11 protein-coding genes are annotated in these 15,594 nt (G+C 71.5%); 2 read left to right on the top strand and 9 right to left on the bottom strand.

Translation table 11 applies throughout. The annotated features are described in order from the left end of the window. Window positions 1–72: 72 nt before the first annotated feature. Both ACZ3YL_RS27830 and ACZ3YL_RS27825 read left to right on the top strand, forming a co-directional pair. Window positions 73–999 (top strand): NADP-dependent oxidoreductase, encoded by a 927-nt coding sequence (locus tag ACZ3YL_RS27830; RefSeq protein ID WP_465660239.1) that lies wholly within the window; start codon window positions 73–75, stop codon window positions 997–999. A gap of 32 nt (window positions 1,000–1,031) precedes the next feature. Next, complete coding sequence (locus ACZ3YL_RS27825) at window positions 1,032–1,967, top strand: AraC family transcriptional regulator (protein ID WP_188308941.1); 936 nt, start codon at window positions 1,032–1,034, stop codon at window positions 1,965–1,967. A gap of 91 nt (window positions 1,968–2,058) precedes the next feature. On the opposite strand, the gene ACZ3YL_RS27820 is transcribed toward ACZ3YL_RS27825, so the two are convergent. From ACZ3YL_RS27820 to ACZ3YL_RS27780, 9 genes are all read right to left on the bottom strand, one after another. Further along, the gene (locus ACZ3YL_RS27820; protein ID WP_465660238.1) at window positions 2,059–3,516 is read right to left on the bottom strand and encodes an aldehyde dehydrogenase family protein; all 1,458 of its coding nucleotides are present in this window, start codon (window positions 3,514–3,516) and stop codon (window positions 2,059–2,061) included. A 48-nt stretch (window positions 3,517–3,564) separates the two neighbouring features. Continuing rightward, window positions 3,565–4,431, bottom strand: a complete 867-nt coding sequence (locus ACZ3YL_RS27815) for a helix-turn-helix domain-containing protein (protein ID WP_188308939.1) — start codon at window positions 4,429–4,431, stop codon at window positions 3,565–3,567. Between the two features lie 454 nt (window positions 4,432–4,885). Beyond that, window positions 4,886–6,346 (bottom strand): glutamate synthase subunit beta, encoded by a 1,461-nt coding sequence (locus ACZ3YL_RS27810; RefSeq protein WP_465660237.1) that lies wholly within the window; start codon window positions 6,344–6,346, stop codon window positions 4,886–4,888. Then, window positions 6,339–10,925 carry a glutamate synthase large subunit gene (gene gltB / locus ACZ3YL_RS27805; RefSeq protein ID WP_465660300.1) on the bottom strand — a complete coding sequence of 1,529 codons (4,587 nt, stop codon included), beginning with the start codon at window positions 10,923–10,925 and terminating at the stop codon, window positions 6,339–6,341. The genes ACZ3YL_RS27810 and gltB overlap by 8 nt, the downstream gene beginning before the upstream one ends. Window positions 10,926–11,359: 434 nt before the next feature. Further along, window positions 11,360–12,103 (bottom strand): VIT1/CCC1 transporter family protein, encoded by a 744-nt coding sequence (locus ACZ3YL_RS27800; RefSeq protein ID WP_188308937.1) that lies wholly within the window; start codon window positions 12,101–12,103, stop codon window positions 11,360–11,362. Window positions 12,104–12,243: 140 nt separating this feature from the next. Then, the gene (lgt, locus tag ACZ3YL_RS27795) at window positions 12,244–13,245 is read right to left on the bottom strand and encodes a prolipoprotein diacylglyceryl transferase (RefSeq protein ID WP_188308936.1); all 1,002 of its coding nucleotides are present in this window, start codon (window positions 13,243–13,245) and stop codon (window positions 12,244–12,246) included. 119 nt (window positions 13,246–13,364) lie between these two features. After that, complete coding sequence (locus tag ACZ3YL_RS27790; protein WP_188308935.1) at window positions 13,365–14,228, bottom strand: DsbA family protein; 864 nt, start codon at window positions 14,226–14,228, stop codon at window positions 13,365–13,367. A 62-nt stretch (window positions 14,229–14,290) separates the two neighbouring features. Further along, window positions 14,291–14,809 (bottom strand): MauE/DoxX family redox-associated membrane protein, encoded by a 519-nt coding sequence (locus ACZ3YL_RS27785; RefSeq protein WP_188308934.1) that lies wholly within the window; start codon window positions 14,807–14,809, stop codon window positions 14,291–14,293. A 128-nt stretch (window positions 14,810–14,937) separates the two neighbouring features. Continuing rightward, window positions 14,938–15,183 (bottom strand): hypothetical protein, encoded by a 246-nt coding sequence (locus tag ACZ3YL_RS27780; protein ID WP_188308933.1) that lies wholly within the window; start codon window positions 15,181–15,183, stop codon window positions 14,938–14,940. Between the last annotated feature and the right edge of the window lie 411 nt (window positions 15,184–15,594).

The raw sequence follows: 15,594 nt of genomic DNA, 5'->3' as shown, positions 1-15,594 counted from the left end.
TCTCCCTACTGTTGAGCACATCGAGAACGGCCCCACGGGGGGCCGGTGATGAACCGGATGAGGGAGAGTTCGATGCGTGCGATCGTGCAGCAGGAGTTCGGCGGCCCCGAGGTCCTGCGGCCGGCCGAGGTGGAGCGGCCGACGCCGTTGAGCGGCGAGGTGCTGGTGCGGGTGAGGGCGGCCGGAGTGAACCCGGTGGACCTGGCGGTGCGGGCGGGGACGTTCCCGCTGCTGGGCGAGCCGCCGTTCACGGTGGGCTGGGACGTCTCCGGGGTGGTCGAGGAGGTCGGCCCGGGGGCCCGGTACCGGGTGGGCGAGGAGGTGTACGGGATGCCGTTCTTCCCGCGCGCGGCCGGCGCCTACGCCGAGTACGTGGCCGCGCCGTCCCGCCAACTGGCCCGCAAGCCCGCCTCCTTGGACCACACCCAGGCCGCCGCGCTGCCGCTGGCCGCACTGACCGCCTGGCAGGGCCTGGTGGACCTGGCGAAGGTCGGCGAGGGCGACCGGGTGCTGGTCCACCGCGCGGCGGGCGGGGTCGGCCACCTCGCGGTGCAGATCGCCAAGGCCCGTGGCGCGTACGTGATCGCGCTGGCGAGCGAGCCCAAGCACGCCTTCCTCCGGGAGATCGGCGCCGACGAGGTGATCGACTACCGGACCACCGACTACACCGAGGCCGTCAAGGACGTCGACATCGTCTTCGACTCGTCCTCCGAGGGCACCCGCGCCCTGGAGGTGCTCAAGCCGGGCGGCACCCTGGTCAGCATCATGGAGCACTGGAACCAGGAGCTGGCCGCCGGGATCGAGGCCGCCGGCCGGACGTTCGCGGGCGTCTCCGTGGAGCCGGACTACGCCGCGCTGGAGGCGATCGCCGCGCTGGTGGACGAGGGCCGGATCCGCCCGTACGTCGCCGAGGTGTTCCCACTGGCCGAGGCCGGCCGGGCCCACGAGCTGGTCGGCTCGGGTACCGTCCAGGGCAAGGTCGTGCTGACCGTTGAGTGACAAGTGAGCGACGAGACCGCAGGGGGCGGGCGATGGACATCCTGACCGAGGCGCTGGCCTCGATGCGTACGGCGCGCCCCGCGTCCGTCCGCACCGACGGCCGGGCGCCGTGGGCCCTGCGACTGCCCCCGGTGGCCGGGGCGGGCTTCCACGTGGTGCTGTACGGCACCTGCTGGCTGGTGCCGGTCGACCCGGCGATCGGCGGCGGGCCCGTCCCGCTCAGCCCGGGGGACGTCATCTTCCTGCGGGACGCCCACGGCCACGTCCTGGCCGACAGCCCGGACACCCCGCCGGTGGACGCCTCGGCCTGCCGGGTCGAGGAGAGTACGCCGATCGGCACCCTGTCGATCGGCGGGGGCGGCGCCCGCACCAGTCTGCTGTGCGGCAACTACCACCTGGACCAGGCCCGTCCGCACCCGGTGGTGCGCCAGCTGCCGACCCTGATCCACCTGCCGACCCGACACGGCCGCCACCCCGAACTGGCGGCCGCCGTCCAGCTGTTGGGCGCCGAGCTGGAGAACCCGCGGATCGGCTCGACCGGGATCGTCCCGGCACTGATCGACTCGCTGCTGCTGTACATCCTGCGGGCCTGGTTCGAGGACCAGCCCGCCGCGGCCGGCGCCGGCTGGGCGGCGGCGCTGCGGGACACCGCCGTCGCCCCCGCCCTGAACGCCATCCACGAGGCCCCGGCCACCCCGTGGACGGTGGAGTCCCTGGCGGACCGGGCGGGCCTGTCCCGGGCCGCCTTCGCCCGCCGCTTCACCTCGATGGTGGGCGAGCCGCCGATGGCGTACCTGACGCGCTGGCGGATGACCACCGCCGCCCAACTGCTGCGCGAGTCGGAGGCACCGCTGACGACGGTGGCCGCGCGGACCGGGTACGGCTCGGAGTACGCCTTCGCGAAGGCGTTCAAGCGGGAGTTCGGCCTGGCCCCCGGCGGCTACCGCCGGGAGGCCCGCGCCGCGTGATCCGCGAAGGGCCTGAACGGCAGAGCGCCTGAACGACGAAGAGCCTGACCGACGCAGAGCCTGGACGGCACAGGACCTGGACGGCGAGGTCCTAGAACGGGAACGGCGCCCGCCCGTGCTGCACCGAGATCCACTTCAGCGTGGTGAAGGCGTCCACCGTGGACTCCCCGTTGAGCCGCCCGACCCCGGAGTTCTTCTCCCCGCCGAACGGCACCCCGGGCTCGTCCGCGATGGTCCCGCCGTTGACGTGGATCATGCCGGTCTCGATCCGCTGGGCGACCCGCACCCCGCGCTCGATGTCCGCGGTGTGCACGGCGCCGCTGAGCCCGAAGGGCGTGTGGTTGGCCAGCCGGACGGCCTCCTCCTCACCGTCGAAGGGCACCAACAGGGCGACCGGGCCGAAGAGTTCACGCTGCAGGATGGGCGCGTCCTCGGCCAGGCCGGTGAGCACGGTGGGCGCCATCAGGCTGCCGGACGTGACGCCGCGCAGCAGCACGGTGGCGCCGCCGGTGATCGCCTGGTCGACCTGGGCGTTGATGGCGTCGGCCTGGACGGAGTTGATCAGCGGGCCGATGTGGGTGGCCGGGTCCCTGGGGTCGCCGACGGTCAGCGAGGCGACCTTGGCGACGAACTTCTCGGTGAACTCGGCGAGCACGCTGCGGTCGACCAGCACCCGGTTGGCGGCCATGCAGACCTGGCCCTGGTGGACGAAGCGGCTGAACACTGCCGCGTCCACGGCGTAGTCGAGGTCGGCGTCGTCCAGCACGATCAGCGCGCTGTTGCCGCCGAGTTCCAGCACGGACCGCTTGAAGTGCGCGGCGGCGACGGTGGCGACGTGCCGGCCGATCTGGTCGGAGCCGGTGAAGGAGATCACCTTGGGGACCGGGTGCTCCAGGAAGCTGTCGCCGATCTCCGCGATGTCGGTGATGACGACGTTCAGCAGGCCGGGCGGCAGGCCCGCGTCCTCGAAGAGCCGGGCGATCAGGCTGCCGCCGACGATCGGGGTCTCCTGGTGCGGCTTGAGCACGACGCCGTTGCCGAGGGCGAGCGCCGGGGCGATCGCCTTCAGGGCCAGGAACAGCGGGAAGTTGAACGGGCTGATCACGCCGACCACGCCGACCGGCAGCCGGTGGAGGCGGTTCTCCTTGCCGGGCGCGGTCGAGGGCAGCAGCCGCCCCTCGGTGGCCACCGACAGGTGCAGGCACTCCCGCAGCATGTCCTTGACCAGCGAGAGTTCGAAGCCGGCCTTGAGCGCGGTGCCGCCGAGCTCGGCCATGATGGCCCGGACGATCTCGCCCTCGCGCTCCTCGACCAGCCGCAGCATCCGCTCGAAGACCAGCCGGCGCTGGTACGGGTTGGTGGCGGCCCAGGAGCGCTGGGCGCGCTCGGCGGCGCGGTAGGCCCGGTCGACCTCGGCGACGGTGGCCACGGTGATGGTGGCCAGCTTGTCGCCGGAGTACGGGTCGACGTCGACGATGTCCCAGGAGCCGCTGCCGCTGCACCATTCGCCGTCGATGTACTGCAGCGCCAACTCGGAGAAGTACGACATCTGATCCCTCTCGTGCCCGACCTGATGGGACCTCATCGTACTGACGTGTTACAGCTCTTGGCGTACGGAGTGCAGAAGATCGCGGGTCTGTTCGAGCCCGAGACTCTCGGCGATCAGCCCGTCCATCGCCTGCCGGTACGAGGCGACCTCGGCGGGCTTGTCCACGTAGAGCGCGGTGGTGAACAGCTCCAGGTAGACGACGTCGGCGAGTTCGGCCTCGCTGAAGCCCAGCACGCTGAACGCGCCGCTCTCGGCGCTGAGCGCGGCGCCGCCGAGCGGCCGCACCTGCAGCCGTACGTTGGGCAGTTCGGAGAGTTCGAGGAGCCGGTCGAGCTGGCCGCGCATCAGCTCGGGCCCGCCCCAGGGGCGGCGCAGCGCGGCTTCGTCGATGACGGCGAGCAGCTGGGGCGGGTGGTCGGCGGTGAGCAGGTCCTGGCGCTTGCGCCGTACCTCGACCCGGCGTTCGATCTCGCTGTCCTCGACGACGTGGCCGCCGGCGGTGATCACGGCGCGGGCGTAGTCGGCGGTCTGCAGCAGGCCCTGGACGAACTGGACCTCGTAGCTGCGGATCTCGGCGGCGGCCTCTTCCAGTCCGAGGTAGTTCTGGAACCAGGCGGGCAGCACGTCGCCGTAGTCGTGCCACCAGGAGGTGGCGTTGGCCTCCCGGACGAGCCCGAGGATGTTGGCCCGTTCCTGTTCGGCGTCGACGCCGTACAGGGTGAGCAGGTCGGCGACGTCGCGTTCCTTGAAGCCGACCCGGCCGAGTTCCATCCGGCTGATCTTGGACTCGGAGGCGCGGATCGAGTACCCGGCCTCCTCGCGACTGACGCCTCTGGTCTCGCGGAGCTTGCGCAGCTGGCTGCCGAGCAGCAGGCGCCGTACGGTGGCACCTCCGCCTGCCTGAGTCGTGCCCATCGAAGTCACCCTCCGCACTCGTGCAGCCCCCCGGCCGTCGGCGGCAGTCTGCCACCTGGCACCGACGAACAACAGCCCGTCCCGGGGTGCGTTCCGGTCGGGGGGCGAAGCCTGGGAGAACGCTGTGAGCCGACGCTCGGCGCACGGACGGGAGCGCAGGTGGGAGCGCCGGTAAGAGCCAGGTGAGAGCCCTGCCGGGCGGTGCGGGAGGGGCGGGTGGGGCGGCGGGTGAGAACCGCCTGGGAACGCCGTCAGGGCACCCGTCGAGACATCCCGCAGGAACTCGCAGAACCCGCCTGGGAACGCGACGGCGCCCGCCCTCCAACTGGTCGGGGAAGAGGGCAGGCGCCAGGAGACCGCGTTGGCCCGGCGACGCTGGCGGGGGCAGCGGGTTGAGCTCCCGGCGATGCGGCGCCGGGGGTTCGGGGTGGGCCGGTCGGACCGTCGGGACCCGTCAGACCACCAGGGGGCGGTCCGTGGGCCGGATCGGGGCGGGAAGCGGGGTCTTGCCGCCCAGGTACTTGTCCACCGCGGCGGCGGCCGAACGGCCTTCCGCGATGGCCCAGACGATCAGCGACTGGCCTCGGCCGGCGTCTCCGCAGACGTACACGCCATCGACATTGGTGGCGAACCGGCCGTCGCGGGCAATGTTACCGCGCGCGTCGAGGTCCGCTCCCAGCTGCTCGACCAGCCCGTTCTTCACGTCCGTCCCGGTGAAGCCCATGGCCAGGGTGACCAGCTGGGCCGGGAGGGCCCGCTCGGTGCCCGGGACGGGCTCGAACCGGCCGTCCTTGAACTCGACCTCGACCAAGTGCAGTTCCTGGACGTTGCCGTCCTCGTCGCCGGTGAAGTGGGTGGTGTTCACGGAGTAGATCCGCTCGCCGCCCTCCTCGTGCGCGGAGGTGACCTTGTAGGTCATCGGCATGGTGGGCCAGGGCTGGTGTCCGGGCCGCTCCTCGCCGGGGCGCGGCATGATCTCCAGCTGGGTGACGGAGAGGGCGCCCTGGCGGTGGGCGGTGCCGACACAGTCCGCGCCGGTGTCGCCGCCGCCGATGACGACCACGTGCTTGCCCTTGGCGCTGATCGGGGAGTCGACGAGGTCGCCCTCCTGCACCTTGTTGGCCAGCGGCAGGTACTCCATGGCCTGGTGGACGCCCTTGAGTTCGCGCCCGGGCACCGGCAGGTCGCGGGCCGTGGTGGCGCCGGCGGCGACCACGACGGCGTCGAAGCGCTCGCGCAGCTGCTGGCCGGTGATGTCCTCGCCGACGTGCACGCCGGTGCGGAACCGGGTGCCCTCGGCCCGCATCTGCTCGATGCGGCGGTTGATGTGGCGCTTCTCCATCTTGAACTCGGGGATGCCGTAGCGCAGCAGCCCGCCGATGCGGTCGGCGCGCTCGTACACCACCACGGTGTGCCCGGCCCGGGTGAGCTGCTGGGCGGCGGCCAGGCCGGCCGGGCCGGAGCCGACGACGGCGACGGTCTTGCCGGAGAGCCGCTCGGGGACCTGCGGGGTGACCCCGCCGCGGTCCCAGGCCTTGTCGATGATGGTGACCTCGACGTTCTTGATGGTCACCGCGTCCTGGTTGATGCCGAGCACGCAGGCCGACTCGCAGGGCGCCGGGCAGAGCCGCCCGGTGAACTCCGGGAAGTTGTTGGTGGCGTGCAGCCGCTCGATCGCGCCGGTGAAGTCCTCCCGGTAGGCGAGGTCGTTCCACTCGGGGATGAGGTTCCCGAGCGGGCAGCCGTTGTGGCAGAACGGGATGCCGCAGTCCATGCAGCGGCCGGCCTGCTTCGTGATGATCGGCAGCAGGCTGCGCTCGACGTAGACCTCGTTCCAGTCCCGGATCCGGACGTCGACGGGGCGGCGCTCCGCGAGCTGCTTGGGCGTGGTCAGGAAGCCCTTGGGGTCAGCCATTAGCCGCCTCCATCATCTTGCGAGTGGTCTCGGCCTCGGAGAGGCCATCGCGCTCGGCGGCGTCCTTGGCGGCGAGCACTGCCTTGTAGTCGGTCGGCATGATCTTGGAGAAGCGGGAGACCCCGCTGCCCCAGTCGGCCAGGAGTTCGGCGGCCACGGTGGAGCCGGTCTCCTCATAGTGCTGCTGCACGGTCTCGCGCAGCCAGTCGCGGTCGTCGGCGGTGGGGGCCTCGATGCCCACCATGCCGTCGTTGACGTTCGCGGGGCGCAGGTCCAGGACGTACGCGATGCCACCGGACATGCCGGCCGCGAGGTTGCGTCCGGTCTCGCCGAGGACGACGACCCGGCCGCCGGTCATGTACTCCAGGCCGTGGTCGCCGACGCCCTCGACGACGAGGGTGGCGCCGGAGTTGCGGACGGCGAAGCGCTCACCGGCCTTGCCGCGCAGGTGGATCCGGCCGGAGGTGGCGCCGTAGCCGATGGTGTTGCCGGCGATCACGTGGTTCTGGGCGTCGTTGCCGATGGCCGCGGCGTCGCGGGCCGGGCGGACGACGAGCACGCCGCCGGAAAGGCCCTTGCCCACGTAGTCGTTGGCGTCGCCTTCCAGCCGCAGGGTGATCCCCTTGGGCACGAACGCGCCGAAGGACTGCCCGGCCGAGCCGGTGAAGGTGACGTCGATGGTCCCCTCCGGCAGGCCCTCACCGCGGTACCGCTTGGTCACCTGGTGGCCGAGCATGGTGCCGACCGTGCGGTTGACGTTGCGGATCGGCAGCTGGATCCGGACCGACTCGCCGCGCTCCAGGGCGTCCTCGGCCAGCGTGATCAGCTGGTTGTCGAGGGCCTTGTCCAGCGCGTGGTCCTGGGTGGTGGTGCGGTGCCGGGCGGCGCCCTCGGGCAGCGCCGGCACGTGGAACAGCGGGGCCAGGTCGAGCCCGGCGGCCTTCCAGTGGTCGATCGCGGCCTGGGCGTTGATGTGCTCGGCGTGGCCGACGGCCTCCTCTATCGAGCGGAAGCCCAGCGAGGCCAGGATCTCCCGGACCTCCTCGGCGATGAACTCGAAGAAGTTGACCACGAATTCGGGCTTGCCGGTGAAGCGCTCGCGCAGCACCGGGTTCTGGGTGGCGACGCCGACCGGGCAGGTGTCCAGGTGGCAGACCCGCATCATGATGCAGCCGGAGACCACCAGCGGGGCCGTCGCGAAGCCGAACTCCTCGGCGCCGAGCAGCGCGGCGATGACGACGTCGCGCCCGGTCTTCAGCTGGCCGTCGGTCTGGACGACGATCCGGTCGCGCAGCCCGTTCAGCAGCAGGGTCTGCTGGGTCTCGGCGAGGCCCAGCTCCCAGGGGCCGCCGGCGTGCTTCAGCGAGGTGAGCGGCGAGGCTCCGGTGCCACCGTCGTGGCCGGACACCAGCACCACGTCCGCGTGCGCCTTGGACACGCCCGCCGCGACCGTCCCGACGCCGACCTCGGACACCAGCTTCACGTGGATGCGGGCGGCCGGGTTGGCGTTCTTGAGGTCGTGGATCAGCTGGGCGAGGTCCTCGATCGAGTAGATGTCGTGGTGCGGCGGCGGCGAGATCAGGCCGACGCCGGGGGTGGAGTGCCGGGTCCGGGCGACCCACGGGTAGACCTTGTGGCCGGGCAGCTGGCCGCCCTCGCCGGGCTTGGCGCCCTGGGCCATCTTGATCTGGATGTCGTCGGCGTTGACCAGGTACTCGGAGGTGACGCCGAACCGGCCGGAGGCGACCTGCTTGATCGCCGAGCGGCGCTCGGGGTCGTACAGGCGGTCCGGGTCCTCGCCGCCCTCACCGGTGTTGGACTTGCCGCCGAGGCGGTTCATCGCGATGGCGAGGGTCTCGTGCGCCTCGCGGGAGATGGAGCCGTAGGACATCGCGCCGGTGGAGAAGCGCTTGACGATCTCGGAGACCGGCTCGACCTCCGCCACCGGGATCGGCTCCCGGCCGAGGCCGTCCAGCTGGAACAGGCCGCGCAGCGTCATCAGGCGCTCGGACTGCTCGTTCACCCGGTCCGTGTACTGCTTGAAGATGTCGTAGCGGCGGTTGCGGGTGGCGTGCTGCAGCCGGAAGACGGTGTCCGGGTCGAACAGGTGGGGCTCGCCCTCGCGGCGCCACTGGTACTCGCCGCCGATCTCCAGCGCGCGGTGCGCGGCCGGGATGCCGGAGGCCGGGTAGGCCTTGGCGTGCCGGGCGGCCGTCTCGCGGGCGATCTCCTCCAGCCCGATCCCGCCGAGCTTGGTGGTGGTCCCGGCGAAGTACGCGTCGACCAGGTCCTGGGAGAGCCCGATCGCCTCGAAGACCTGCGCGCCGCGGTAGGAGGCGACGGTCGAGATGCCCATCTTGGACATCACCTTGAGCACGCCCTTGCCGAGCGCCTTGATCAGGTTCTTGATCGCCTTCTCGGCCTCGACGCCCTGGATGAAGACGTTCTGGGCGACCAGGTCCTCGACCGTCTCCATCGCCAGGTACGGGTTGACGGCCCCCGCGCCGTAGCCGATCAGCAGCGCGACGTGGTGCACCTCGCGCACGTCGCCGGCCTCGACCAGCAGCGACACCTGGGTGCGCTGCTTGGTGCGGATCAGGTGGTGGTGGATGGCGGAGGTGAGCAGCAGCGAGGGGATCGGGGCGTGCTCGGCGTCGGAGTGCCGGTCGGAGAGCACGATGATCCGGGCGCCGTCGGCGATCGCCGCGTCGGCCTCGGCGGCGATCTCCGCCAGCCGGGCGGCCAGGCCCTCGCCACCGGAGGCGACCTTGTACAGGCCGGACAGCGTGACGGCCTTCAGTCCGGGCTGGTCGCCGTCGGCGTTGACGTGGACCAGCTTGGCCAGCTCGTCGTTGTCGATCACCGGGAAGGTGATCCCGACGGAGCGGCAGGAGGCGGACTCGGCGACCAGCAGGTTGCCCTCGGGCCCGAGGTTGGACAGCAGCGAGGTGACGAGCTCCTCGCGGATGGCGTCCAGCGGCGGGTTGGTGACCTGCGCGAAGAGCTGAACGAAGTAGTCGAAGAGCAGGCGCGGCTTCTCGCTCAGCGCGGCGATCGGCGAGTCGGTGCCCATCGAGCCGAGCGCCTCGCCGCCGGTCTTGGCCATCGGCGCCAGGATGACGCGCAGCTCCTCCTCGGTGTAGCCGAAGGTCTGCTGGCGGCGGGTGACGGAGGCGTGGGTGTGGGCGATGTGCTCGCGCTCGGGCAGCTTGGCGAGCTGGATCTGCCCGGCGCCGACCCACTCCTGGTAGGGGTGCTCGGCGGCGAGGGCGGACTTGATCTCCTCGTCCTCGACGATCCGGCCCTCGACGGTGTCCACCAGGAACATCCGGCCGGGCTGCAGGCGGCCCTTCTTGGTGACCTTCTCCTGGTCGATGTCGAGCACGCCGACCTCGGAGGAGAGGACGACCAGGCCGTCCTCGGTGATCCAGTAGCGGGCCGGGCGCAGGCCGTTGCGGTCGAGCACGGCGCCGACCTGGGTGCCGTCGGTGAAGGTGACGCAGGCCGGGCCGTCCCAGGGCTCCATCAGGTTGGAGTGGTACTGGTAGAAGGCGCGGCGGGCCGGTTCCATGGTGGCGTGGTTCTCCCACGCCTCCGGGATCATCATCAGCACCGAGTGCGGCAGCGAGCGGCCGCCGAGGTGGAGCAGTTCCAGGACCTCGTCGAAGGAGGCCGAGTCGGAGTGCTCCGGCGTGCAGATCGGGAAGATCCTGCTCAAGTCGCCGGGGATCAGATCCGTCGCGAGCTGGGACTCCCGGGCGCGCATCCAGTTGCGGTTGCCCTTGACGGTGTTGATCTCACCGTTGTGCGCGACGAAGCGGTACGGGTGGGCGAGCGGCCAGCTCGGGAAGGTGTTGGTGGAGAACCGCGAGTGCACCAGGCCGATGGCGGACGCGTAGCTGCGGTCCGACAGGTCGGGGAAGAAGGGCTCCAGCTGCCCGGTGGTCAGCATGCCCTTGTAGACGATGGTGCGGGCGGACAGCGACGGGAAGTAGGCGCCGGCCTCGCGCTCGGCCCGCTTGCGGACCACGAAGGCGACCCGGTCCAGCTCGATCCCGGCCCGGCCCTCCTTGCTCAGGAAGAGCTGCCGGAACCGCGGCATCACGCTGCGCGCGGTGGAGCCGAGCAGGTCGGGGGTGACCGGCACGTCGCGCCAGCCCAGGACCGTCAGGTCCTCCTCGGCCGCGATCGCCTCGATCTGCGCGACGGCTGCGTCGGCGGCGGCGTCCTCGTCCGGCAGGAAGGCGATGCCGACGGCGTAGGCACCGGCCGCCGGGAGTTCGAAGTCCACCTTGCCGCGCAGGAAGGCGTCCGGGATCTGGGTGAGGATGCCCGCGCCGTCACCGGAGTCCGGCTCGGCGCCGGTGGCGCCGCGGTGCTCCAGGTTGCGCAGGACGTTCAGCGCCTGCTCGACGATGGTGTGGTCGGCGATGCCGGTCAGCGTGGCGACGAAACCGACGCCACAGGCGTCGTGCTCGTTTCGCGGGTCGTACAGGCCCTGAGCAGCAGGTCGCGCATCCGGCACGAGCGTGTACGGCTGGCGGGCGGCGCCGGCCTGAGGCTCGTTGGCGGAGTGCATGGATGCAGACAGCATCGGCTCTCCCGTCGTCGTCTTTCGGCAAGTTGGTGCAAGTAGGGACGACGTTGGCCCTGATGCGATGGTGCGGTGTGTCGTGCAAGTTACATGATGCCCAGGATCCCGAGAAGCGGAATATCCCGTCCACATGGCGGACGGACACGCAGGTCAGGGGGCTGGGAGAGAGGGCGTGCCACAGTGCACGTCCTGACGATTGTGCCCAAGGACCCTCGGCCTGAAACAGGGGCGAAACCGGATCGCCACACAAGCCGATCATGAGCGCCTGGGAATCCATCCCGAGACCCCCACCGCCGGATGCGAATCCGCGGCTCCAAGGCCCGGATGATGAGACGATGCCGGGCAACCCGCGACGTCCATGTGTGAAACGTCACGCATTGCCCGGCATAGTCATGCAGCGCTGTCGCACGGAGCGGGTTCTATCCGACGTGCCCGCCGATCACCCAACCCAGCAGATACGTCACCCCGGCGGCGGCCCCGCCCAGCACCAGCTGCCGCAGCCCGCTGAACCACCAGCTGCGCTCCGTCACCCGGGCCACCACCGCGCCGCAGGCGAACAGCCCGACCGCCGCCAGCAGCAGCGCGGGCAGCAGCGTGGTCGCCCCCAGCAGGTACGGCAGCAGCGGGAGCAGCGCGCCGAGCGCGAAGCACAGGAAGGACGAGCCGGCCGCGACCAGCGGCGAGGGGAGGTCCGTGGGGTCGATCCCCAGCTCCTCCCGGGCGTGGATCTCCAGGGCCAGCTCCGGATCGCGGGACAGCTGCCGGGCCACCTCGTGGGCCAGCTCCGGCTCCACCCCGCGCGAGACGTACAGCTGCGCCAGCTCGGCCAGCTCGCCCTGCGGGTTGCGGCTCAGCTCCAGCCGCTCGGCCTCGATCTCGGCCTGCACCAGCTCCCGCTGCGAGGCCACCGAGGTGTACTCCCCCGCCGCCATCGAACAGGCCCCGGCCGCCAGGCCGGCCAGCCCGGTCAGGATCACGGTGCCGTTGGACGCCGCGCCGCCGACCACCCCGGTCATCAGCGCGAAGTTGGACACCAGGCCGTCCACCGCACCGAACACCGCGGGCCGCAGCCAGCCGCCGTTGACGTCCCGGTGGTGGTCGGCCGCGGGTATCCGCGGGTGCTGGGCGGGCTCGGCTTCCAGGGTGCTCGCAGTCACGGTCATTCCCCTCAGTCTTCGTTCGTCGCCCCGACCGTAGCCCTCTTGACCTGGGCATTTCCAGCAAAGTAAGGCTGTCCGAACGATGCTGAGGCTGCCCTTCGCAGGTCTCGCGAAGGGCAGCCTCAGTCAGCGAACGTGCCTGCTCAGATCGGGTTCTTGGCGTCCTTGCCGGTCTGCTCCGCCGCCGCGGCGGCCGGCTCCTTGGCCGTCTCCCCGTCCACGATCCGGGACGGCTTCTCCCCGTCCACCGTCTCGCGGGGCCTCTCGGCCGGCTTCTCGCCCTCCGCCCGCTCGGCGTCCCCGTCCGCCTCGACGTGCGCCGCCGGGTCGATGCTCGCCGGGTCCTCACGCCCGGGCCGCTTCTTCCCGACGATCACGAAGTACGCGACGGCGCCGATGAACACCACGATCGACGTCCAGTCATTGAGCCGCAGACCGAAGTAGACGTGCGCCTCGTCGATCCGCAGCCACTCGGTCCAGAACCGGCCCACCGTGTACGCGGCCACGTACAGCGCGAAGGCCCGGCCGTGCCCCAGCTTCCAGCGCCGGTCGGCCCAGATCACCAGCAGCGCGACGGCGATGTCCCAGATCGACTCGTACAGGAAGGTCGGGTGGAAGACGCCGCTCACCACCTCGCCGTCGGGCAGCGTCTTGTGGATCTCCAGGCCCCACGGCAGGGTCGTCGCCCGTCCGTACAGCTCCTGGTTGAAGTAGTTGCCCCAGCGGCCCATCGCCTGCGCGAGCGCGATGCCCGGCGCGATGGCGTCGGCGTACGCGGGCAGCGGCACGCCCCGGCGGCGGCAGCCGATCCAGGCCCCGACCGCGCCCAGCGCGACCGCGCCCCAGATCCCGAGGCCGCCCTCCCAGATCCTGAGGGCGTTCCAGGGGTTCTTCCCCTCACCGAAGTACAGCTGGTGGTCGGTGATCACGTGGTAGAGCCGGCCGCCGACCAGGCCGAAGGGCACGGCCCAGACGGCGATGTCACCGACGGTGTGCTTGGCACCGCCCCGGGCGACCCAGCGCTTGCTGCCGAGCCAGACGGCCGCGACGACCCCGAGGATGATGCAGAAGGCGTAGGCGCGCAGCGGGATCGGTCCGAGGTAGAGGACGCCCCGCGACGGGCTGGGAATGTAGGCGATATCCATGGCGGTTCCGACGCTACAGGGTCCGACGTCCCCATCGGACACCCCCGGGGTCACAGAAACCGAACAACGAACGGCGCCGCCCCCTCCCACCGGAGGGGGCGGCGCCGCGACGGGACGTCTCAGCCGGCCGTCGGCGAAGGGTTGTTGGCCTCCGAAGCGGCCGCGGTGGGCGCCGGGCTCTGCCCGTGCGGGCCGGTCGTCCCCAGCTGCTTGCCCTGGTTCGCGGCGTCGACCCACTTCTCCAGGTTCGCCGGAGTGATCTCCTCGTCGCCGTTCTTCGGGTAGATCGGCTTGCCGTTGAGCAGCACGGTCGGGGTGGACTTGTAGCTGGACTTGTCGAAGTCCTGCTGCACCGCGGACACCCACCCGCCGAACTTGTTGTCATTGACGCAGGCCTGGAACTCCGGCGTGTCCAGCCCGTTCACCTGCTTCGCCAGGTTCAACAGGACGGCCTTGTTGCCGAAGGCGTCATTGGTCTCGTCCGGCTGGTTGCGGTACAGCACGTCGTGGAAGTCCCGGAAGTGCCCGGCGTCCTGGGCGCAGGCCAGGGCGTTGGCACCGTTCTTCGACCCCTTGCCCGGCACCGCCCGGTCGATGAAGGAGACGACATGGGCGTTGGTGTAGATCTTCCCGGCGTCTTCGAGCTGATCGATGGTCGACGAGAACTCCCGCTCGAAGATCCCGCAGGCCGGACACCGGGGGTCCTCGTACACCGTGAGCACCGACGGCGCGTTGCTCGCGCCGACCGGGACCACCAGGTTCTTGTCGCCGATCGTCCCGGCCGGGGCGGCGGTCGGGGTCTCCGGCTTGGAGCGCTGGTTCTGCACCACCACGCCGGTGACCACCGCGGCGGCGATCACCGCGAGCACGGCCCCGCCGACGATCAGCTTCTTCCTGCGCCGCGAGCCGGCCTCCTCGGCCGCCCGCTGCTCCAGCATCCGCTCACGGGCGGTGCGCTTGCCTTCTCGGTTCTTCTCGCTCATTGCCTTGACATCCACGGTCGGGGGGCCTTCGTCGGGTGCGGGGATGGGAATGGCCGGACAGGTCAGCTCGCCAGCCAGCCGTCGGCCGAGAGCCGGGTACGGGGCCGCCACAGCAGGAACCCGGCCAGCAGCAGGAAGCCGGTGTCGCGGAGGATCTCCTGCAGGTACTCGGTCTGCGAGGCGTCGACGTGCCCGCCCCCGCCGAAGCAGCCGCAGTCGATCGAGATGCCGCGCGCCCAGGCCGAGGCGATCCCGGCGATGAAGGCGAGCAGCAGCAGCGCGGAGACCCCGGCGACCAGCCGGACCCCGATGCCGATCACCAGCAGCAGGGCGAGCGCCAGCTCCAGGAAGGGCAGCCCGTAGCCGATCGGCTTGACCAGGCCCTCGGGCAGGATCTCGTACGCCCGGACCGCCTGCGCGGCCTCCGCCGGATCGGCGATCTTCGCCAGCCCGGCCCACCCCCAGACCACCGCCAGGCCGAGCCGTACGGCCGTGCCCGGCCACTCGCTCCAGACCGGCACCGGCCGCCGCGCCGCCGGCGTGGGCGCGGAATCACCGGGCTGCACTGCCGGGCCGGCCATCAGGGAACCCCCCTCGGGAAACTCATTCACTTCCTGACGAACCGTAAGGGATGAACGCCGGTTCCTCCGGATTCACGAATTAAGCCGGACGAGTGACGTTCCGTCCGAATTCCTCGAACACCGCTCCGTCACCGGCACCCCGACATCCACCCCGGATCGAACACCTCCGGCCGCCCCTCGTGCTGCCCCCGGGCAGCCCGCTCCGCCGCATCCCACCGCGCCGCCTCCGCGCAGGCGACCGCCTCCCGCTCCGCCCGCTCGGCCCCCCGCTTGGCCAACGCCTGCCCCACCTCCGTGTGCGCGCCGACCGCCGCCCCCAGGGCCAGCGCGGCAGCCGCCGCCCGCAGCAGCACGGCTCGATGCAGACCCGCCACCGGCTCACCCCTTCGCTAGCTCGGCCACCCCGTACACGTCGTTCGTGCACTCGTCCCTCCACTCAACGCCGGTCAACCCCGCCTGATGCGTGTCGCCGCCGCTGTTCACCCGTTCGGGGCCGCCCCCACGCTGACGCCACCCCCTCCTCCCCTCCCCCACGGGCGCGCGGGCTTTCGCCTCCCCACCCCAGCGGACGCGCAGGGCGAAAGCCCGCGCGCCCACAACACCCCTCACCCCCCACCCACCCCCACCCACCCCGGCACCCCCAACCCGCACCCACCCACCCCCAGCACCCCCAACCCGCACCCACCCGCCCACCCACCCACCCCCGCACCCCTCCCCCCACCTCCCCCACCCACCCACCCCCTCCCCACCAGGCGAGAGGGACGCGCTGCGGAAGGGGGCGGCGC

The organism is Kitasatospora sp. NPDC023176 (genome assembly GCF_055560495.1).
Note: the sequence above shows the minus strand (reverse complement) of the source record. Positions and strands in the feature narration are given on the sequence as shown.

Excerpts from the sequence above, each read along its gene's own strand:
- ACZ3YL_RS27825 (WP_188308941.1), top strand. The coding sequence starts at position 1,032 with ATGGACATCCTGACCGAGGCGCTGGCCTCGATGCGTACGGCGCGCCCC.
- ACZ3YL_RS27815 (WP_188308939.1), bottom strand. The coding sequence starts at position 4,431 with ATGGGCACGACTCAGGCAGGCGGAGGTGCCACCGTACGGCGCCTGCTG.
- ACZ3YL_RS27830 (WP_465660239.1), top strand. The coding sequence starts at position 73 with ATGCGTGCGATCGTGCAGCAGGAGTTCGGCGGCCCCGAGGTCCTGCGG.
- gltB (WP_465660300.1), bottom strand. The coding sequence starts at position 10,925 with ATGCACTCCGCCAACGAGCCTCAGGCCGGCGCCGCCCGCCAGCCGTAC.
- lgt (WP_188308936.1), bottom strand. The coding sequence starts at position 13,245 with ATGGATATCGCCTACATTCCCAGCCCGTCGCGGGGCGTCCTCTACCTC.
- ACZ3YL_RS27810 (WP_465660237.1), bottom strand. The coding sequence starts at position 6,346 with ATGGCTGACCCCAAGGGCTTCCTGACCACGCCCAAGCAGCTCGCGGAG.
- ACZ3YL_RS27790 (WP_188308935.1), bottom strand. The coding sequence starts at position 14,228 with ATGAGCGAGAAGAACCGAGAAGGCAAGCGCACCGCCCGTGAGCGGATG.
- ACZ3YL_RS27785 (WP_188308934.1), bottom strand. The coding sequence starts at position 14,809 with ATGGCCGGCCCGGCAGTGCAGCCCGGTGATTCCGCGCCCACGCCGGCG.
- ACZ3YL_RS27820 (WP_465660238.1), bottom strand. The coding sequence starts at position 3,516 with ATGTCGTACTTCTCCGAGTTGGCGCTGCAGTACATCGACGGCGAATGG.
- ACZ3YL_RS27800 (WP_188308937.1), bottom strand. The coding sequence starts at position 12,103 with ATGACCGTGACTGCGAGCACCCTGGAAGCCGAGCCCGCCCAGCACCCG.